This window comes from Neoroseomonas lacus, assembly GCF_014644535.1.
GTDB classification, from domain to species: domain Bacteria; phylum Pseudomonadota; class Alphaproteobacteria; order Acetobacterales; family Acetobacteraceae; genus Neoroseomonas; species Neoroseomonas lacus.
This window is the reverse complement of the sequence record NZ_BMKW01000002.1, coordinates 520,579-539,846: the sequence shown is the minus strand read 5'-3', so window position 1 is coordinate 539,846 and position 19,268 is coordinate 520,579. Positions and strand designations below refer to the sequence as shown.

16 protein-coding genes are annotated in these 19,268 nt (G+C 70.5%); all 16 read right to left on the bottom strand.

The window, feature by feature from the left end:
- Positions 1-270: 270 nt before the first annotated feature.
- The 16 genes from ftsZ to IEY36_RS05890 are packed head-to-tail and all read right to left on the bottom strand — an operon-like array spanning position 271 to position 19,201.
- Positions 271-1,839 (bottom strand): cell division protein FtsZ, encoded by a 1,569-nt coding sequence (ftsZ, locus tag IEY36_RS05965; RefSeq protein ID WP_188965986.1) that lies wholly within the window; start codon positions 1,837-1,839, stop codon positions 271-273.
- A gap of 58 nt (positions 1,840-1,897) precedes the next feature.
- Positions 1,898-3,193, bottom strand: a complete 1,296-nt coding sequence (gene ftsA / locus IEY36_RS05960; protein ID WP_188965985.1) for a cell division protein FtsA — start codon at positions 3,191-3,193, stop codon at positions 1,898-1,900.
- Positions 3,190-4,095 carry a cell division protein FtsQ/DivIB gene (locus IEY36_RS05955; RefSeq protein WP_229681162.1) on the bottom strand — a complete coding sequence of 302 codons (906 nt, stop codon included), beginning with the start codon at positions 4,093-4,095 and terminating at the stop codon, positions 3,190-3,192. The genes ftsA and IEY36_RS05955 overlap by 4 nt, the downstream gene beginning before the upstream one ends.
- Positions 4,085-5,011 (bottom strand): D-alanine--D-alanine ligase, encoded by a 927-nt coding sequence (locus IEY36_RS05950; RefSeq protein ID WP_188965984.1) that lies wholly within the window; start codon positions 5,009-5,011, stop codon positions 4,085-4,087. Before IEY36_RS05950 ends, IEY36_RS05955 begins: the two co-directional genes overlap by 11 nt.
- Positions 5,008-5,964 (bottom strand): UDP-N-acetylmuramate dehydrogenase, encoded by a 957-nt coding sequence (gene murB / locus IEY36_RS05945; RefSeq protein WP_188965983.1) that lies wholly within the window; start codon positions 5,962-5,964, stop codon positions 5,008-5,010. Before murB ends, IEY36_RS05950 begins: the two co-directional genes overlap by 4 nt.
- Before the next feature lie 8 nt (positions 5,965-5,972).
- A complete protein-coding gene (murC, locus tag IEY36_RS05940; RefSeq protein ID WP_188965982.1) occupies positions 5,973-7,415 on the bottom strand; it encodes a UDP-N-acetylmuramate--L-alanine ligase in 1,443 nt (480 codons plus the stop codon).
- Entirely contained in the window at positions 7,415-8,533 is a 1,119-nt protein-coding gene (gene murG / locus IEY36_RS05935) for an undecaprenyldiphospho-muramoylpentapeptide beta-N-acetylglucosaminyltransferase (RefSeq protein ID WP_229681161.1), read from the bottom strand. Before murG ends, murC begins: the two co-directional genes overlap by 1 nt.
- 11 nt (positions 8,534-8,544) lie before the next feature.
- Complete coding sequence (locus IEY36_RS05930) at positions 8,545-9,726, bottom strand: FtsW/RodA/SpoVE family cell cycle protein (protein ID WP_229681181.1); 1,182 nt, start codon at positions 9,724-9,726, stop codon at positions 8,545-8,547.
- Positions 9,723-11,102, bottom strand: a complete 1,380-nt coding sequence (gene murD, locus IEY36_RS05925; protein ID WP_188965979.1) for a UDP-N-acetylmuramoyl-L-alanine--D-glutamate ligase — start codon at positions 11,100-11,102, stop codon at positions 9,723-9,725. The genes IEY36_RS05930 and murD overlap by 4 nt, the downstream gene beginning before the upstream one ends.
- Positions 11,099-12,187, bottom strand: coding sequence for a phospho-N-acetylmuramoyl-pentapeptide-transferase (gene mraY, locus IEY36_RS05920; protein WP_188965978.1), 1,089 nt, complete (start codon positions 12,185-12,187; stop codon positions 11,099-11,101). Before mraY ends, murD begins: the two co-directional genes overlap by 4 nt.
- Positions 12,184-13,563: a UDP-N-acetylmuramoyl-tripeptide--D-alanyl-D-alanine ligase gene (locus IEY36_RS05915; RefSeq protein ID WP_188965977.1), complete on the bottom strand. Its 1,380-nt coding sequence runs from the start codon at positions 13,561-13,563 to the stop codon at positions 12,184-12,186. Before IEY36_RS05915 ends, mraY begins: the two co-directional genes overlap by 4 nt.
- Positions 13,560-15,002 carry a UDP-N-acetylmuramoyl-L-alanyl-D-glutamate--2,6-diaminopimelate ligase gene (locus IEY36_RS05910; protein ID WP_188966129.1) on the bottom strand — a complete coding sequence of 481 codons (1,443 nt, stop codon included), beginning with the start codon at positions 15,000-15,002 and terminating at the stop codon, positions 13,560-13,562. Before IEY36_RS05910 ends, IEY36_RS05915 begins: the two co-directional genes overlap by 4 nt.
- 4 nt (positions 15,003-15,006) lie before the next feature.
- Entirely contained in the window at positions 15,007-16,938 is a 1,932-nt protein-coding gene (locus IEY36_RS05905; protein WP_188965976.1) for a peptidoglycan D,D-transpeptidase FtsI family protein, read from the bottom strand.
- 15 nt (positions 16,939-16,953) lie between these two features.
- Positions 16,954-17,790 (bottom strand): cell division protein FtsL, encoded by an 837-nt coding sequence (ftsL, locus tag IEY36_RS05900; RefSeq protein ID WP_188965975.1) that lies wholly within the window; start codon positions 17,788-17,790, stop codon positions 16,954-16,956.
- Positions 17,787-18,725 carry a 16S rRNA (cytosine(1402)-N(4))-methyltransferase RsmH gene (gene rsmH / locus IEY36_RS05895; protein WP_188965974.1) on the bottom strand — a complete coding sequence of 313 codons (939 nt, stop codon included), beginning with the start codon at positions 18,723-18,725 and terminating at the stop codon, positions 17,787-17,789. The genes ftsL and rsmH overlap by 4 nt, the downstream gene beginning before the upstream one ends.
- Entirely contained in the window at positions 18,722-19,201 is a 480-nt protein-coding gene (locus tag IEY36_RS05890) for a division/cell wall cluster transcriptional repressor MraZ (protein ID WP_188965973.1), read from the bottom strand. The genes rsmH and IEY36_RS05890 overlap by 4 nt, the downstream gene beginning before the upstream one ends.
- Positions 19,202-19,268: the final 67 nt, after the last annotated feature.

Genomic DNA, 19,268 nt, shown 5'->3' with positions numbered 1-19,268 from the left:
GCCGGCCCAGGCCAGGAAGGCCGGGTACGGAAGGCAGCGGTGGTTAACACCCAGGCCTACAGAAGCACTGTGCGATGCGGGATGCCATTCAAGCCTTGTTTCTCCGTATTACGCTGCAAGATATTGATTTTATTGAATTGGTGCGTCGCGGAATGGGGCGAAATTGGGGCGTGTTGCATTGCGACGTTCTGAACCGCCGAACAAAAAACCACGCCCCGAAAGCTGTGAGGCCTTCGGGGCGTGCAAACAGGGCGGTGCTCAGAGGTCGCGTCAGTTGCTCTGGCGGCGCAGGAAGGTCGGGATTTCGAGGCCCATCTCATCCTGCTGCTGAGCGGGGCGCGGCGCCTGGCGGGCCGGTGCCGCCGCCATGGGGGGGGCGCCCACCGATGGCTCCATACGCACCGATGGGGCGGTGCCGTGATGCTGCTGCACCGGCGCGGGCGCCTCGGGCAGGGTGCGGCGCATCATGCTGCCCAGGCCGGTCGCCTTCTGGAACAGGCCGCGGAAGCCGGCGCCGGCGTTGCGCTGCGCCTCGACCACAGCCGGGCGCATCGCCGGCATCGGGTCGTGGTGCATCGGCGCCGGCGACATCATCACCGGGGCCTGCTCCATGGTGGTCTGCGCTTCGGCGGTCTCGGCCAGCTGCGCTTCATGATACTGCGGTTCGGGTGCGGCTTCGACCACTGCCGGACGCATCGTCGGCATGGCGGTGACGGGGGCCGGGCCGGCATCCGCCACGCGGCGCACGAAGGAGGCGGCGGCCGGGCGCGGCGCAGTGACGGGGGCCACATTCTGCGTCGACACCGCGGAGACCGGCGCAGCACCGCCATTGACGACGAGCTTCGGCCGAACCGCTTCCTCCTTCACCACCAGGTCGATGCCGGTGGCCACGACCGAGACGCGCACGCGCCCGTTCATGTCCTCATCGACCGAGGTGCCGAAGATGATGTTGGCGTCCTCGTCGACTTCCTTGCGGATGCGGTTCGCGGCTTCGTCCACCTCGAACAGCGTCATGTCGAGGCCGCCGGTGATGTTGATCAGCACGCCCTTGGCGCCCGCCATCGAGATGTCCTCGAGCAGCGGATTGTTGATGGCGGCTTCGGCGGCCTTGCGGGCGCGATCCTCGCCCTCGGCCTCGCCGGTGCCCATCATCGCCTTGCCCATTTCCGCCATCACGGTGCGGATATCGGCGAAGTCGAGATTGACCATGCCCGGGTTGACCATCAGGTCGGTCACGCCGCGCACGCCCATGTACAGGACGTTGTCGGCCATCTTGAACGCTTCCTGGAAGGTGGTGCGTTCATTGGCCAGCCTGAACAGATTCTGGTTCGGGATGACGATCAGCGTATCGACGAAGGACTGCAGTTCCTCGATGCCGGAATCAGCGGACTTCTTGCGCTTCGGGCCTTCGAAGTCGAACGGCTTGGTCACCACGCCGACGGTCAGGATGCCGCGCTCGCGCGCCATGCGCGCGATGACGGGAGCGGCCCCCGTGCCGGTGCCACCGCCCATGCCGGCGGTGATGAAGATCATGTGCACACCCTCGATGTGGTGCGCGAGTTCTTCCATCGCTTCTTCCGCGGCGGCGCGCCCGATCTCGGGCTTCGCGCCGGCGCCGAGGCCCTGCGTCAGATGCGGGCCGAGCTGCACGCGCCGTTCGGCGCGCGAGTGGAACAGCGATTGGCTGTCGGTGTTGGCGACGAGGAATTCGACGCCGTCGAGCCCCATCGCGATCATGTTGTTGACCGCGTTGGTACCACCGCCGCCGACGCCGACGACCGTGATGCGCGGGCTGAAATCCGTATGCGTGCTCGGCGGCACGGTGAGGTTCAGGGTCATGGGGCGGGCCTCCTTGAGATTCTCTACGGGATCGCGTCGATTCGTGGCGAGGGCCGAATCACACGCGGTCTTTGATCCAGTTGACGAAGCGTCGGAATCCACCGCTTGTCCGTGCGGGTCCCGGTGCGATGTCCAGCACGGGGCGGCCTTCACCGGCGCCCCACAGCAGCAATCCGATGGCGGATGCGAAGGCCGGGCCCGATGCGGCCTCGGCCAGGCCGCGCACCGGCAAGGGGCGACCGACGCGCACCTGGCGGTCCAGCACTCGGGCGGCGAGTTCACGGACGCCAACGAGTTGGCTGCCGCCGCCGGTCAGCACCACGCGCGTGCCGCCTTCCTTGCCGAGGCCGGCGGCATCGAGCTTCTCGCGCACCAGTTCGAAGGTTTCCTCGATCCGCGGCTTGATGATGCCGACGACCATGGCGCGCGGGATGCGGGCAATCGCGTGTTCATCCTCCCCGAGCAGCGGCACGGGCAGGTATTCGCGGTCGTCATCCGAACCGCCATGCACGCTGCCATGCAGTGTCTTGATGCGTTCGGCATGCGCCACCGGCGTGGACAGCACGGTGGCGAGGTCGTTGGTCACCTGCCCACCGCCGATCGCGACCTGCGCGGTGTGCACGAGGTGGCCTTCGCTGAACACGGCGAGCGACGTGGTGCCACCGCCCATGTCGATGACCGTCGCGCCGAGCTGCTTCTCATCCTCGACGAGTGTGGCGAGGCCGGCGGCGAAGGGGGCGGAGACCAGTTCCTCGACCTCGAGGTCGCAGCGCATCAGGCAGGCGCCGAGATTGCGCAGGGATGCCTGCGACGCGCTGACCATGTGCAGCCGCGCGCCGAGCGTGTCGCAGATCATGCTGCGCGGATCATCGACGCCGGGCGTCGCATCCACCGTGAAGCCGAGCGGGATGGCATGCACCGTCTCGCGCCCTTCTTCGGAGGTCCGGCGGCGGCCTTCATGCAGGATGGCGCGCAGGTCGTTCTCGGTGACGGCGCGCCCACCGATGCCCCATTGGATGTTGAGCTGGCGCGAATCAGGTTGGCCGCAGGACAGGTTGACGATGGCGCCGGGGATGCGGGTATCCGCCATCTCCTCCGCCTGGCCCACCGCTGCGCGGATGGCGCGTTCGGCTTCCTCGAGGTCGACGATCGAACCGCCCTTCACGCCACGTCCGCGTTGCCACCCGAAGCCGAGCACGCGCGGCGATCCGTCGCTCTCGATGCGCGCGATCAGGCAGACGGCCTTGGTCGAGCCGATGTCGATCACACCGAAGGTGCCGCTGCGCGCATGACGGCGGCGGCGTTGCGGTGCGCCGGGATCGATGGGAACCGGAAGGCGGGTCATCTGGTTCATCCGCGCCGTGCCCTCGTTGCCTGTTGCTGGGCTGGCTGCTCGGCCGGTTCCGCCTGGCGCGTCGGGCGCAGCACCAGCCGGTCCGGCAGCCGCAGGTCGATGGCTGCGAGCGGCCGGTCGAGCAGTTGCGCCTCTCGCTGCAACTCGCCCAGGCGTTGAATGGCCACGGCTTCGTGATTCTCGGGCAGCAGCACGTCGGTGCCGTTGTGCAGGCGCAGGTTCCAGCGACGTTCGTGGATGCGCACCATCGCCTGCACGCGCTCGGCGACTTCGGGCTGCTGGCGCAGCACGTCGTGCAGCGCGGCGCCCGTGGTATCGGCACCGGTGCCGACCAGCAGCGGCAGCGGGCCGAACTGGTCGAGCCCGTCGGAGGCGACGACACGCCCTTCGCGATCGATGATCACGAAGTGGCCATTGTTCTGCCAGATGGCGAAGGGGCGCCGTTCCTCGATGCGCACCAGGATGGTGCCGGGCAGGCGGCGTTCGACATGCGCCTGTTGCACCCAGGCGATGGTCTCGATGCGGGCGCGCGCCTGCTCGGGGGAGAATTCCAGCATCGGGTCGCCGCGCGCGACGCCGAGGGCTGCGCGGATCATGTCGGTCGGTGTATTGCGACGGCCTTCCAGGATGACATGTTGCACCTCAAGACCGAAGGCTTCGCCGACGCCGCCGAAGGCTTCGGCGATGGAACGCACGCGCCCGGCCGGGTCGACCGCGCGCACCGCCAGCACCACCACCCCGAGCGCGGCGCAGCCGAGCGCGCCATAGATCGCCGGACGCAGCAGCGACCGGCGCCGCTTGACCCAGATGCGCAGCCGCGATGGCCGCGCCGGGTCCTTGTGCGGCACCGAGGTGCGGGCAAGGCGTTCGCGAGCCGCGGCGCGGGCGGGGTCACGCGCCATGGCGCGCTTCCTTCACCATCCAGGCGCAGAGCGCGGGGAAGGGGATGCCGCAATGCGCGGCCTGTTCCGGCAGCAGCGAGGTCGGCGTGAGCCCGGGCTGGGTGTTCACTTCGAGCAGCACCAAGCGGCGCGCGCCCTCGGCGGATTCGTCATAGCGCAGGTCGGCGCGCGAGGCGCCGCGGCAGCCCAGCGCCTGGTGGGCGCGCAGCGCGATGTCGAGCGCGCGGGCGTAATCCTCCTGCGGCATCTGCGCGGGAATGACGTGGCGCGATCCACCGGCGGCATACTTCGAATCGTAGTCGTAGAAGGTGCCGGCATCGGCGATGATGTCGGTCACCGCCAGCGGGCGGTCGCCCATCACGCCGACCGTCAGCTCACGGCCGGGCACGTAGCTCTCCACCATGGCGTGGTCGCCATAGCGCCAGTTGCGGGCGATCTCGGCGCGCTGGTTGCTGCCCTTCAGCACGATATGCACGCCGACCGAGGACCCCTCATTCACCGGCTTCACTACATAGGGCACCGGCAGCGGGTCGGCGGCTTCGAGTTCGTCGCGGGTGACCAGGCGATGTTCGACCACCGGCAGGCCCGCCGCGCGGAACACCGCCTTGGCGGCCGCCTTGTCCATCGCCAGCGCGGAGGCGCGCAGCCCCGAATGCGTATAGGGAATGCCCAGCCAGTCGAGCACGCCCTGGATGCAGCCATCCTCGCCGAAGCGGCCATGCAGCGCGTTGAAGACGGCATCGGGGCGCGGATGCGTCAGCGCGTGAATGACGGCGGGCAGGTCGTCGGTCACGTCGATGGGGATGACCTCGAAGCCCGCTTCGCGCAGCGCAACGATGCATTCGCGGCCGGTGGAGAGGGAGACCTCGCGCTCGGTCGATTTGCCGCCATAGAGCACCGCGACTTTTTGCGTCATGACACCGCTCCGATGGCCGGAGGGCCCGCAGGCCCGGAGGATTGGGTCGGTTCGGCGGGGAGGTGCCTCCCGACGCGCTTGATTTCCCATTCGAGCTCGACACCCGACGCTGCTTTCACGCGGGCACGGACCTCTTCGCCCAGCGCTTCGATGTCGCAGGCCGTGGCACCACCGTTGTTGAGCAGGAAGTTGCAGTGCTTCTCGCTAACCTGTGCCGCGCCGCGCGCGAGGCCGCGGCAGCCTGCGGCGTCGATCAACTCCCATGCCTTCTTCGCGCCGGGCGGGTTCTTGAAGGTCGACCCGCCGGTCCGGGCGCGGACCGGCTGCGTCGCTTCGCGCGCGGTGCGGATCTCGTTCAGCCGGGCGGTGATCACGGCAACATCGTCCGGCGTCGTGCGGAAACGCGCGCGGGTGACCACGGCCCGCGCGGGCAGATCGGCACGGCGATAGGCGAAGTGAAGCTCATGGGCCGTCATGCACAGCAGGCCGGTCGGCGTGGCGACCTCGGCCCAGTCCAGGACGTCCTTCACCTCGGCAGCATAGGCACCGGCATTCATCGCCACGGCACCGCCGATGGTGCCGGGAATGCCGACCAGGAATTCAAGCCCGCCCATCGCGTGCTGCGCGGCGGTTTCCGCCACCGTCACATCCAGCGCCGCCGCGCCGGCCACGATGCCGTCGGCTTCGATCACGATCTCGCCGAATCCGCGCGCCAGGCGCACCACCACGCCGGCCACGCCGCCATCGCGGATGATCATGTTCGACGCAGCGCCCAGCACGGTCAGCGGCACGTCATCGGGCAGGTCGCGAAGGAGCAGCAGCAGGTCGTCGACATCCGCCGGGCGCACCAGCACATCCGCCGGCCCACCGACGCGGAACCATGTCGCCGCACCGAGCGGCGCATCCCGCTGCACGCGACCGCGCAGCGGGGGGAGGGTGGCGTGGGCCTGCATGCCGGGCCTCACTTCATCGCCCCGGCGAGCCGGCCGCGCGAACGCTGCTGTAGATCTTGCAGCTGCGTCGGCAGGGCATGCGCCCAGGTCGTGATGTTCCCGGCGCCGAGGCAGACCACGTAGTCGCCCGACTTGGCGATGGCGTGGATCATCTCCGGCAGCGAATCCGGCCCCGGCAGCGGCACCACCGAACGGTGGCCGCGGGCGCGCAACCCCTCGACCAACGCATCCTTGTCGATACCTTCGATCGGCTGCTCACCAGCGGCATAGACATCGGCGACGATGACCGTGCCGGCATCGTTCATGCAGGTGCAGAAGTCCTCGAACAAGGATTGCAGCCGCGAATAACGGTGCGGCTGCACCACCGCGATCACATCGCGCGCCCCGGCCTGGCGTGCCGCCTTCAGCACGGCGGCGATCTCAACCGGATGGTGGCCGTAATCGTCGATCACGGAGATGCCGCCGGCCTCACCCGTGCGGGTGAAGCGGCGCTTCACGCCCTTGAAGCCGGCGAGCGCGGTGCGGATAGTGGCTTCGTCCACATCCATCTCGACACCGATGGCGATGGCGGCGAGCGCGTTCTGCACATTGTGCTGGCCGAGCATCGGCAGGCGGAACGGCTTCATCTGGCGGACGCGGCCGGTGGCGCGGTCGGTGATCGTCACCTCGAAGGTCGCGCCCATGCGGTCGGTGATGATCTTCTCCGCCCGCACATCCGCCTGCGGCGAGAAGCCGTAGGTGACGATGCGCCGGTCCGACAGGCGCGGGATCATCGCCTGCACTTCCGGATGGTCCATGCACAGCACGGCAAACCCGTAGAAGGGGATATTGCCGACGAACTGCGCGTAGCCTTCCTTCATCGCCTCGCCGGTGCCCCAGTGGTCGAGGTGCTCCGGGTCCATGTTGGTGACAACGGCAACCACCGCCGGCAGTTTCAGGAAGGAGCCGTCGGATTCATCGGCCTCGACGACCATCCAGTCACCGCCGCCCATGCGCGTGTTGGTGCCATAGGCGTTGATGATGCCACCATTGATCACGGTGGGGTCGAGCCGCGCGGCTTCCAGCACGGCGGCGACCAGCGAGGTCGTCGTCGTCTTGCCATGGGTGCCGCCGATCGCGATGGCCCATTTCAGGCGCATCAGCTCGGCGAGCATCTCGGCCCGACGCACCACCGGGATGAAGCGCTTCCGCGCGGCGACGACCTCGGGGTTGTCGCGCTTCACCGCGGTGGAGACCACCACCACCTGCGCATCGCCGAGATTGGCGGCGTCATGTCCGACCGCGACCGGGATGCCGGCGTCGCGCAGCCGCACGACATTGGCGCTCTCGTTCAGGTCGCTGCCCTGCACCTGGTAGCCCAGGACATGCAGCACTTCGGCAATGCCGGACATGCCGATGCCGCCGATCCCGACGAAATGGATGGGCCCGATATTCAGTGGCAGCGCGCGCATCAGGCGACCCCCATCGTCGCGCGACGCGCCAGCGCCAGCACTTGGTCAGCAAGGTCTCGCGCCGCCTGCGGGCGGGCGAGGGCGGCAGCGGCGGCAGCAGCCGACGCCAGGCGTTCCGGCACGCTGAACAGCGCGGTCAGCCGTTCCGTCAGCGCCGCCGGTGTGAAGGCCGGTTGTGGATAGACCCAGGCGGCATCGGCTTCGGCCAGGGCGCGCGCATTGGCGTTCTGATGGTCGTCGATCGCCGAGGGCAGCGGCACCAGGATCGAGGGTCGGCCGGCGCATTCCAATTCCGACACCGTCGACGCGCCGGCGCGTGCCACCACCAGATGCGCGGTGCCGAGACGCCCCGCAATGTCGGGGAAGAAGGGCGCGAGATCGGCGACGACGCCCGCGGCGCGATAGGCGGTTTCCGTGCGAGCCAGGTCTTCGGCACGGCATTGCTGCGTCACCAGCAGCCGCGCGCGGATCGCTTCGGGCAGCGCGGCGACCGCGGCGGGCACGACATCGGCGAAGATGCGCGCGCCCTGGCTGCCGCCGGTCACCAGCAGGCGCAGCGCGCCACCCTCGGGCGGCATCGGATAGGGTTGGCCGGCAAGCGCGGCGAGTGCCGGCCGCACCGGATTGCCCACCACCGCGCTGCGCGTGCCGGCCGGCACATTGGTGGTGCCCTCGAAGGACAGCGCGAGCAGGTCGGCCGCGCGTGCCATCAGACGGTTGGCGCGGCCGAGCACCGCATTCTGTTCATGCAGCACGATCGCCGGCCGCCGTGCCGCACCCATCAACCTCGCGGCGGCCAGCGGCGGAAACGACGCATAACCGCCGAAGCCGACCACGGCCGAGGGCATCAGCATCGCCAGGTGCCGCCGCGCCTGCATGGTACCGGCCATCAGTTGCATCGCCCCGCGCGCCGCGCGACGGAAGCCGCGTCCGGACAGGCCGGCACCGGAGAGCACGAAGCGCTCGGCATTGGCGAAGGCGGCGCTATCATAGGCGGCGGAGCGCGCATCGGTCATCAGCGCGATGCGCTCGCCACGGCGCAGCAATTCGGCGGCCAGTGCCTCGGCCGGAAACAGATGTCCGCCGGTCCCGCCGGCGGCGATGATGATCGGTTGCACGGCCGGGCCCCTCACCGCGCCCCTCCCGCCGCCAGGGCGGGGGCGGGGCTGTGGTCGGCGGTGCTGTCGCCGCTGCGCGCGCCGACACGACGGCGCGTGAGCGCCAGCAGCATGCCCATCCCCATCGCGATGGCGAGCACCGAGGAACCGCCATAGGAGACGAAGGGCAGCGTCATGCCCTTGGTCGGGATCAGGTGCAGGGTCGAGGCCATGTTGACGAAGGCCTGCAGGCCGAACTGCGTCAGCAGCCCGGTGCCGGCGAGCATCACGAACAGGTCGGTCTCCGACAACAGCCGCGCGAGGCCGCGCACCACGATGAAGGCGAACAAGCCGAGGATGACGAGGCAGATCACCATGCCGAATTCCTCGCCGGCGACGGCGAAGACGAAGTCGGCATGGGCGTCGGGGAGCACGTTCTTGACGCGACCCTCGCCGGGCCCGCGGCCGAGCAGCCCGCCATTGGCGAAGGCCTCCAGCGCGACATTGACCTGGTAGGAATCGCCCGAGGCGGGGTCGAGGAAGCGTTGCACGCGCGACTGCACATGCGGGAACAGCAGGTAGGCGCCCGCCGCGCCGGCGATGCCCACCCCGCCCACGGCGCCGACCAGGAACATGTTCATGCCGGCAACGAAGAACTGCGCGAAGAACACCGCCGAGACGACGAGAAGCATGCCGATATCCGGCTGCCCCTTCAGGATCGCGCCGACGACGAGGAACAGCCCCAGCGCGATGCACGCGCCCCAGACCCTGGAGCCCGGCATGCGCCCTTCGGCGATCAGCCAGGCGGCGACCACGGCGAAGAAGGGCTTGAGGAATTCGGAAGGCTGCAGCGACAGGAAGGGGATCGGCAGCCAGCGCCGCGCGCCCTTGATCTCGACACCGACGACGAGCGTCGCCGCCGTCAGCACCAGCGCGATGGCGAAGCCGGCCAGCGCGAAGCGCCGCACGCCGCGTGGCGAGAGCAGCGACACGGTGATCATCAGCACCGCCGCCATCATCAGATAGGCGACCTGCTTGAAGAAGAACATGTTGCGCGAGGAGGCGCCGATGCGTTCGGCCACCGCCGGGGAGGCGGCGAGCATCATGATGTAGCCGAAGCCGATCAGCGCCAGCAGCGCCGCCAGCGTCCAGCGGTCCACCGTCCACCACCAGCGGCCCAGCACGGAGGTATCGGCGCGGGAGAATGCCATCAGACGGTCTCCTGCGCGATGCGACGCGCGAGGTCGCGAAAACGGTCGCCACGGGCGTCGAAGCCGGTGAACTGGTCCCAGGAGGCGCAGGCCGGCGAGAGCAGCACGACCGGCGCCGCGCCGGTGAAGGCGGCCTTGGCGGCGGCATCCACCGCGGCATCGAGCGTGCCGACCACCTCATGCGCCACCCCGTGGGCCGCCAGCGTCTTCGCCAGCACCGGCGCGTCGCGACCGATCAAGAAGGCGCGGGCGATGCGCGGAAAATACGGCGCCAGCGATTCGATACCGCCCTGCTTGGCCTCGCCGCCGGCAATCCAGACGACGCGGTCATAGGAGTCGAGCGCGCGGGCCGCGCTGTCGGCATTGGTCGCCTTGCTGTCATTCACGAAGACTACGTCGCGCGCCTTGGCGACGGTCTCCTGCCGGTGCGGCAGGCCTGGATAGCTGGCCAGGCCGGCGGCGACCTGCTCGCGCGTCAGGCCGAGCGCGAAACAGGCCGCGGCGGCGGCGGCGGCATTCTGGGCGTTGTGGCTGCCCGGCAGGGCCAGCGCGGCATCGAGGTCGAGGATCGCGCCGGCGTCGTCGCGCAGCAGCCGCCCTTCGGCCCAGATGCCACCCTCCTGCCGTGTCAGCCCAGAAATCGGCACCATCCGGGCGGCGAGGCCGCGGCCCATCGCGACCGTCGCAGGGTCGTCCTGGCCGACCACCGCGACGTCCTCCGCCGTCTGCCGGGCGAAGATTCGCGCCTTGGCAGCGGCATAGCCGGCCATGTCACCATGACGGTCGAGGTGGTCGGGGCTGAGGTTCAGCATGACAGCCACGTTGAAGCGCAGCGTGGCGATTCGCTCCAACATGTAGGACGACATTTCGAGGGTGTAGACCCCGTCGGACCCCAAGATGTTGAATCCGAGCGCGGCGGGACCGAGATTGCCCCCTGCCAGGGAAGGCCGCCCGGCGCCGGTCAGCAGGTGGTGGATCAGTGCCGTGGTGGTCGATTTCCCGTTGGTGCCGGTCACGCCCACGAAACGTGCCTGGGCATGGGCCACCAGGACGGCTCGATAGAGGAATTCGACATCCGAGAGGATTGGCGCCCCGGCCGCCTCGGCCGCGCGCGCGGCCGGATGCGCCTGGGGCAACCGGTGCGGGATACCCGGCGAGAGCAGGAGCGCATCGGCGCGGAAGCGGCCCTCGGCCGGATTGTGCAGTGTGAGGCCGGCTTCCTCGGCTGCGCGGCGGGCGGCCTCGCCATCGTCCCATGCCTCCACCTCGGCGCCCCATTCGACCAGGCGCAGCGCGGCCGGCAGCCCGGCGCGGCCGAGCCCGACCACGGCGATGCGCGCGCCGCGAAACGGGGTGAAGGGAGGTTCCGGCGCGTTCATCGCACTTTCAGCGTGCTCAGCCCGACCAGGGCGAGGATCATGGCGATGATCCAGAAGCGGATGACGATGGTCGGTTCGGCCCAGCCCTTTTTTTCGAAATGATGGTGCAGCGGCGCCATCAGGAAGACGCGCCGGCCGGTGCGCTTGAACCAGAACACCTGGATGATGACCGAGACGGTCTCCACCACGAACAGGCCGCCGACGATCGCCAGCACGATCTCATGCTTGGTCGCCACGGCGAGCCCGCCCAATGCGCCGCCGAGCGCGAGCGAGCCGGTATCGCCCATGAAGACCGCCGCCGGTGGCGCGTTGAACCACAGGAAGCCGAGGGCGGCGCCGATCACCGCCGAAGCCAGCACGGCCAGTTCCCCGGTGCCCGGCACGTAATGCAGTTGCAGATAGTCGGCGAAGAGCCGGTTGCCAACCAGATAGGCGATCAGCGCGAAGACCGCGGCGGCGATCATCACCGGCACGATGGCCAGGCCGTCGAGCCCATCGGTCAGGTTCACCGCATTGGACGCGCCCATCATCACCAGCATGCCGATCAGCGGGAACAGCAGGCCGAAGGGGATCAGCAACTCCTTGAAGAAGGGCACCGCCAGCCTGTCGGCCAGCGGGCCGGGCATCAGCGCGGTGATCCACAGCGCCGCGACTAGGCCAAGCCCGGCCTGCACCGCCAGCTTCATGCGCCCCGACACGCCCTTGGTATTGCGCTTGGTCACCTTCAGCCAGTCATCGGCGAAGCCGAGCGCGCCATAGCCCATGGTGATCATCAGCACCGCCCAGACCATGCCCGAGCGCAGATCCGCCCACAACAGCGTCGAGACCACCAGCGCGAGCAGGATCATCACGCCGCCCATGGTCGGCGTGCCCTTCTTCTCGATCAGGTGGCGTTCCGGTCCGTCGTCGCGGATCGGCTGGCCGCCGCGCTGGAAGCTGCGCAGCCAGCGGATGATCGAACTGCCGAAGATCAGACTGATCAACAGCGCCGTCATGCAGGCGGCGCCGGCGCGGAAGGTATGATAGCGCGCCAGGTTGAACAGGAAGAAGTCATCGGCGAAGGGGGTGAGCAGGTTGTAGATCATGCCCGCGCGCCTTCGGTCAGCGCGGCGACGACCACTGCCATGCGAGAGCCGAGCGACCCCTTCACCAGCACCGCGTCACCCGGTCGCAGCGCGGCCTTCAGCACCGGGGCGAGGGCGGCGGAATCGGCGAGATGCGCGCCGCGCTTGGACTCCGGCAGCGCGCGATACAGATGACCCATCAATTCCCCACAGCAGTACACAAGATCACAGGTGGCGGCGGCGTCGGGCGCGAGCGATGCATGGATCGCCGGCGCGTCGTCGCCGAGTTCGCGCATGTCGCCCAGCGCGGCAAGGCGACGGCCCGCCGCCTGCGCGCCGAGCACGGCGAGGCCGGCGCGGATCGAGGGCGGCGAGGCGTTGTAGGAATCGTCGATCAGCAGCGCTTCGCCGCCGGCCACGGCGATGCGCATGCGCCGACCGCGCCCGGCCGGCGGCCCGAAGGCCGGCAGCGCGGCGGCGGCGACGCGCGGTGCGAGACCCAGCGCGGCGACGGCGGCGAGCACCGCGCAGGCGTTGAGCGCGACATGGCGCCCCGGCGCGGCGAGCGTCAGCCCGATGCGCTCGCCCCGCAGCAGGATCTCGGCGCGACCGCCATCGTCGCTGCCGTCATAGGAGAGCAGCCGCGCATCAGCACCCGGCGCCTCGCCATGCGTCAGCACGTCGAGGCCTGTCTCGCGCGCCCGCGCCGCGAGCCGGGCGGCGAAGCGGCTGTCGAGCGGCAGCACCAGCGCGCCACCGGGGGCGATGCCGGCGATGATGTCGCCTTTCTCCTCGGCGATGGCTTCCTCGCTGCCGAGACGGCCGATATGGGCGGTGCCGATGTTGGTGATGACGCCGACACGAGGGCGGGCGAGGCGCGCGAGTGGCGCGATCTCCCCCCGATTGTTCATGCCCATCTCGATGACCGCGAAATCGGCGTCGCGCGGCAGGCGGGCGAGGGTCAGCGGCACGCCCCAATGGTTATTGTAGGACGCCGCGGCGGCATGCGTGGTCCCGTAGGCGGAGAGGGCGACGCGCATCATCTCCTTCGTCGTGGTCTTGCCGACCGACCCGGTGATGCCGACGAACACCGCCTCGCTGCGCGCCCGCGCCGCCGCGCCCAACGCGGTCAGTCCTGCCAGCGTATCGGCGACGCGCAGCAGTGGCGCATCCGGCGCGACGCCAGGCGGGTCACGATCGACCAGGGCGCAGGTGGCGCCACGCGTCAGCGCCTCGGCGACGAATTCATGCCCGTCGCGCACATCGCGCAGGGCGACGAACAGATCGCCCGCCGCGATGCTACGCGTATCGATCGACACGCCAGTGACCCCGACATCAGCGGCCAGCGTGCCGCCGGTCGCTGCGCGCAGCTCGGTGGCGGTCCACAGCGCCGTCACGACGCCACCCCCGCGAGGCGACGCACCACCGATACATCGTCGAAGGGATGCTTGACGCCGGCGATCTCCTGCCCGGCTTCATGGCCCTTGCCGGCCACTGCCAGAACATCGCCCGGGCGCAGCTCTGACAGGGCGGCGGCGATGGCCGCCTCCCGCGCGCCGGCATCGATCGCGCCGGGCGCGCCGGTCAGCACGGCGGCGCGGATCGCGGCGGCATCCTCGCTGCGCGGATTGTCGTCGGTCACCCAGACCACATCGGCACTCGCCGCCGCGGCGGCGCCCATCAATGGCCGCTTGCCCGGGTCGCGATCGCCCCCCGCACCGAACAGCACATGCAGCCGCCCCGTCGTATGCGGCCGCAGAGCGGCGAGCAGCCGTTCCAGCGCATCCGGCGTATGGGCGAAATCGACATAGACCACCGCGCCGTTGGCCAGCACGGCGGCGCGTTCCATCCGGCCGCGCACGCCCACGAGATTCGGCAGTGCCGCCAGCACGCGGTCGGCCGGCTGGCCGGCGCCGACCGCCAGCGCCGCGGCGAGCAGGGCGTTGTCAGCCTGGAAACGGCCCGGCAATGGCAGGTGGATCTCCTGCCGTGTGCCGAAGGCGGTGATGGTGAGCGCCAGCCCATCCGGCAGTGGCCGTGCGGCATGGAGGCGGATCGCCTCGCCTGCCTCGCCCACGGTCAGCAGGCGCAGCCCACGCAGCCGCGCGATGTCGCGCAGCGCGGCCAATGTCTCGGCGTCCATCTCGGTGCAGGCCGCCGCCGGCGCGCCTTCGGGCAGCAGCGTGTCGAACAGCCGCAGCTTGGCGGCGCGATAGGCCGCCATGCCGCCATGATAGTCGAGGTGGTCGCGCGTCAGGTTGCTGAACCCCGCCGCCGCCAGCACCACGCCGTCGAGGCGTCGTTGGTCGAGACCGTGCGAGGAGGCCTCGATCGCCGCCGCGCCGAACCCCGCCCGGGCCAGCGCCGCGAGCGTCGCCTGCAGCGCCACCGGATCGGGTGTGGTCAGGGTCGGACCTGTCGGGAAGCCTTCCGCCACCAGTCCGAGCGTGCCGAGCGAGGCGGCGCGCTCGCCGCCGGCGATCCAGATCTGACGCAGGAAATCCGCCGTGCTGGTCTTGCCGTTGGTGCCCGTCACCGCCACCACGTGGCGGGGCTGGGCGCCGTGGAAGGCTGCCGCCATCAGTGCCAGCGCGCGGCGCGGATCGGCCGCGGTGATCAGCGGGCGTACCGGCACGCCCGCCGGCCATGTGGTGCCCTCGGGCGCCAGCACCGCTGCCGCACCGCGCGCCACGGCCGCGGCGATGAAATCGCGGCCATCGGCGTGTGCCCCCGGCAGGGCGGCGAACAGCATCCCCGCACCGACCGCGCGGCTGTCGGCCGTCAGCCCGGCGATCGCCATCTCGGCGGCCGGTCCGGTGAGGCCCGCTCGATGCATGATCTCACCGAGGCGCAAGATTCGCCTCCCGCTGCACGGCCGGGCGGGGCGTGGCGGCGGCGGGGCGCGTGGTGGCGGGGCGAACCGGGACAGGCGTCTCGGCGGCGGGCGTGCCGCCCGGCGGGACGAAGGCCGGCACGCCGCGACCATTCATGGGCATGGAAATGGCGCGGGTGATCTCGGGCGTGGCCGGTTCGGGCAGCATGCCGAGGATCGGCGCGATGCGGGAGATCACCATCCCCGCCGCCGGCGCCGCCACCCAGCCGGCGGTGGCGAAGCCATGGCTGCGCGCATTCGGCTTCGGCTCATCGATCATGACATAGACGGCATAGCGCGGCGCATAGATCGGGAAGGCACCGACGAAGGCGGCGATGCGCTTGTTCGGCAGGTAGCCGCCGCGCGGGCCGGTCTTCTGCGCCGTGCCGGTCTTGCCGCCGACGAAATAGCCCGGGATATCCGCGTTGCGGCCGGAGCCGTCGGTCACCACCAGGCGCATCAGCCGGCGCATGATCGAGGAGGTGCGTTCGCTCATGACGCGCGTGCCCGGGCGCTCGACGCCCGGCGGCTGCGCCAGGATGGTCGGCTGGCGCAGGATGCCGCCATTGACGATGGCGGTCGCCGCGGTCGCGACGTGCAGCGGTGTCACCGAGATGCCGTGGCCGAAGCCGATCGTCATGGTGCTCAGCTCGTGCCAGGCGCGCTGCGAGGGCACCAGTGGCAGCGCCGTCTCCGGGATCTCGATGCCGAGGCGCGACGTCATGCCCATGCGACGCATGAAGTCGCGATGGTCCGTCGCGCCGACCGCCGCGGCCATGCGAGCGGCGCCAAGATTGGACGAATAGGCAAGGATTTCCGGCAGGGCGAGCCAGCGCCCCTTGCCGCGATAATCGGTGATGGTGAAGCGGCCGGCACGGATCGGCTGCGACGCGTCGTAGCCCTGCCAGGTCTGCAGCCCGTGTTCGAGCGCCATCGACGCCGTCAGCAGCTTGAAGGTGGAGCCCGGTTCATAGACGCCGACGGTGACGCGATTGAAGCGCTGGTCCGTCGTCGCGGCGCCGACGTCATTGGCGTCGTAGTCGGGCAGACTGACCAATGCCAGCGTCTCGCCGGTATTGACGTCGATCACCACGCCGGCGCCGCCGATGCCGTTGTATTCGGTGATGGCGCGCTGCACGCCGTCGCGCAACGCGAGCTGGACGCGGATGTCGAGCGACAGGCGCAGCCGTTCGGTCGGATTGTCGCGCAGCCGCGCGTTGAAATGCCGTTCAACGCCGGCGATGCCGTGGCCGTCCACGTCGACGCCGCCGATGATGTGCGCGCCGTTGCGCCCCTGCGGGAAATAGCGCCGCTCGGCTTCCTCGAAATACAGGCCGGGGATGCCGAGGCCATTGACCTGCGACATCTCCCGCGGGGTCAGCGCGCGGGCGATGTAGGCGAATTGCCGCTCGCCGCTCATGCGCTGGATCAGCCGTTCGCGGTCGAGCTGCGGCAGGATGCCGCGCAGCCGGTCGGCGACCTCGCCCGGGTTCTGGATCTCGCGCGGATTGGCGTAGAGCGCGGTCAGCGGCAGCGAGACGGCGAGGATCTCGCCATTGCGGTCGGTGATGGTGGCGCGCGCGACCGGCGCCTCGGCGGCCGGCGCTGGCGGCCGCGAGAGCGCGGCGGCGCGGCGGCCATCGGCCGGGTTCAGCACGGTCGCGAGCGCGAGCTTGACCGCAACCACGCCGAAGATCGCGGTGAAGCCGAGGGCGGCGACGACCAGCCGGCCGCGCGACTTTTCAAGGATCGCCCGGCGCATCAGGTCCGGCTGCGTGACGCGCACCAGGGCGCGCGGGCCGGCATCGACGGCCACCGGCCGGTGCAAGCCGTAATTGCTGGCCGGGACTGAATCCGGTTGCGGCGGGCGGATCGTCGCGCTGGGTGGGAGGTCGGTCATCGGCGGAGTGCGGCCCTACCGCGTCATGCCGGCCGGCAGCGTCGAGGCCGCGGCGCGGGCGATCGGCACCGGCGGCGCGAGGGCGGGCATGCCGCTGCCGCCGAGCGAGGAGAAGCTGACCGCGGAGGCCGTCGGCCGCACGACATTGGCGGCGACAGTCTGCGCCTGCGGCGCCCGGGGCGGCCGCGCCGGCGCCGGGCGATGTTCCACATGCACGGCCGGCTGCACCGCCGCAGCGACGCGCGTCGGGGCGGCCGCGCGAGGGGTGGCCGGCGGCGGGGTACGCGCGGGCTCGACGCGGGCCGCTTCGACGCGCGCAGGCTCGACGCGCGCAGGTTCGACCGCGGCCATCATCGGGGCGGCGGTGACCGGGGTGGGGGTCGCGGCGACCGGCGCGCGGACCGGTGCGGCGGCAGGCTCGGACGTGGCGACGGCTGCTGCCGCGGCGGCGAGGGTCGCGGCCGGCAGTGTGCGCGGTTGGGCGGTGGCGATCGCCATCATGGTCGCGCTGCCGTCGCCGGCAGGCTCGGTGGGCATGAAAAGCGACGGCGGCCCGGCGAATTGCCGGGCATTGGGCAGGCGGCGCTCGATTTCGCTGAGGCGGACGAACTGCGTCGGCATCATGGCATCGAGCGGCAGATAGCGCTGGGCAACCTGGCGCAGTCGGTCCGGCTCATTCAGCATCGCCCATTCGGCACGCAGTACCTGGGTGCGCTCGCGCGCCTGTTCGGTGCGGCGATTGACGTCGCGCAGCTCGCGGTCAAGCTCCGAGACCGAGTGCTTGACTTGGTACAGATACAGGCCCGCACCGGCGGCGGCGCAGAGCGTGATGAGGGTCAGGGGGCGGATCATGCGGCCTCCTCCAGTCGTTCCATGGCGCGCAGCCGGGCCGATCGCGCGCGGGGATTGTTCGTGGTCTCGGCCCCACCCGGGCGCAGCGCGCGCGAGGTGAGGATGCGGAAACGCGGCGCGACGCGCGCGGCGAGTGCGCCGGGGTCGTGACGGGAGGCACCGCCGGCGCGGCCCGTGGCTTCGGCCATGAAGCGCTTAGCGATGCGGTCCTCGAGCGAATGGAAGGCGACGACGACCAGCCGCCCACCCGGGGCGAGCAGTTGCGCCGCGGCGGCCAGGCCGCGCTCGACCTCGCCGAGTTCGTCATTCACGGCGAGGCGCAGTGCCTGGAAGGAGCGCGTGGCGCCATCGATGCCGGAGGGGTCGCGCGGCACCTTGGAACGCACCAGGGCAGCGAGGTCGCCGGTGGTGGTGAAGGGCTGCTCGGCGCGGCGGGCGACGATGGCGCGGGCAATGCGCCGGGAGAACCGTTCCTCGCCGAGATGGTAGAGGATGTCGGCGATCTCCGCCTCTGAGCGCGTGTTGACGATGTCGGCGGCGGAGGGACCGTGCTTTTCCATGCGCATGTCGAGCGGGCCGTCGGCGCGGAAGGAGAAGCCGCGCTCTGGCTGGTCGATCTGGAACGAGGAGACACCGAGGTCCATCACCACGCCGTCGAGCGCGGTGACGCCGCGCTCGGCGAGGTGGCCGAGCATGTCGCCGAAGCGGCCTTCGATGAGGTGCAGCCGCGGCGCGTAGCGTTCGGCGAGGGCGGCGCCGCGGGCGATGGCGTCGGGGTCGCGATCCATGGCGAAGAGCGTGCAGCGTGGCGCGGAGTCGAGGATAGCCGTGGCATAGCCGCCACCGCCGAAAGTGCAGTCGAGATAGGTTGCGTCATCGCGCGGGGCGAGAGTGGCGATCACCTCGGCGAGCATGACGGGGAGGTGGCCGCTCATGCCGCGCCTCCCTCGGAGCGGGAGACAGCGGCGGGGGAGGGCAGCGTCAGGCGGGCATTGCGGGCACTGGCACGGGCGTCGCGGATGTGGGCGGCGGCGCGTTCGGGATTCCAGATCTGGAAGCTCTGATTGGCGCCGAGGAAGGCGATGGTGTCGGACAGGCCGGCTTCCTCGATCAGGTCCTCGGGCAGCACCATGCGGCCCTCGCCATCGGGGCGGGCGGCGTGGGCGGTCGCGAAGAGCGCGGCGCCGAGGTTGTCGGAAGCGTCGGAGAAGATGTCGAGGCTGCTGTGGCCGCTCGACAGCACGGCGAAAGCCGGCTGCGGCCAGACCTCGATGCAAGGATGCCGGAAGGACGGAAAAAGCACGATGTCACTGGTTCCCAGGGCTTCGAGGACAGCGCGGAACGAGGCCGGGACCGAGATGCGGCCCTTCTTGTCCAACTTGCCCTTGTGCGTGCCCAGGAACTGGGTCATCGCCCCCCGCTGACGGCCCCGCGATGCCGCGATTGAAATCTGTTCCGTTCCGGATCAGCGGCCGGCG

What these genes read in the sequence shown, in the direction of transcription:
- ftsZ (WP_188965986.1), bottom strand. Translation starts at nt 1,839, where the DNA reads ATGACCCTGAACCTCACCGTGCCGCCGAGCACGCATACGGATTTCAGC.
- ftsA (WP_188965985.1), bottom strand. Translation starts at nt 3,193, where the DNA reads ATGAACCAGATGACCCGCCTTCCGGTTCCCATCGATCCCGGCGCACCG.
- IEY36_RS05955 (WP_229681162.1), bottom strand. Translation starts at nt 4,095, where the DNA reads ATGGCGCGTGACCCCGCCCGCGCCGCGGCTCGCGAACGCCTTGCCCGC.
- IEY36_RS05950 (WP_188965984.1), bottom strand. Translation starts at nt 5,011, where the DNA reads ATGACGCAAAAAGTCGCGGTGCTCTATGGCGGCAAATCGACCGAGCGC.
- murB (WP_188965983.1), bottom strand. Translation starts at nt 5,964, where the DNA reads ATGCAGGCCCACGCCACCCTCCCCCCGCTGCGCGGTCGCGTGCAGCGG.
- murC (WP_188965982.1), bottom strand. Translation starts at nt 7,415, where the DNA reads ATGCGCGCGCTGCCACTGAATATCGGGCCCATCCATTTCGTCGGGATC.
- murD (WP_188965979.1), bottom strand. Translation starts at nt 11,102, where the DNA reads ATGAACGCGCCGGAACCTCCCTTCACCCCGTTTCGCGGCGCGCGCATC.
- mraY (WP_188965978.1), bottom strand. Translation starts at nt 12,187, where the DNA reads ATGATCTACAACCTGCTCACCCCCTTCGCCGATGACTTCTTCCTGTTC.
- IEY36_RS05910 (WP_188966129.1), bottom strand. Translation starts at nt 15,002, where the DNA reads ATGCATCGAGCGGGCCTCACCGGACCGGCCGCCGAGATGGCGATCGCC.
- IEY36_RS05905 (WP_188965976.1), bottom strand. Translation starts at nt 16,938, where the DNA reads ATGACCGACCTCCCACCCAGCGCGACGATCCGCCCGCCGCAACCGGAT.
- ftsL (WP_188965975.1), bottom strand. Translation starts at nt 17,790, where the DNA reads ATGATCCGCCCCCTGACCCTCATCACGCTCTGCGCCGCCGCCGGTGCG.
- rsmH (WP_188965974.1), bottom strand. Translation starts at nt 18,725, where the DNA reads ATGAGCGGCCACCTCCCCGTCATGCTCGCCGAGGTGATCGCCACTCTC.
- IEY36_RS05890 (WP_188965973.1), bottom strand. Translation starts at nt 19,201, where the DNA reads ATGACCCAGTTCCTGGGCACGCACAAGGGCAAGTTGGACAAGAAGGGC.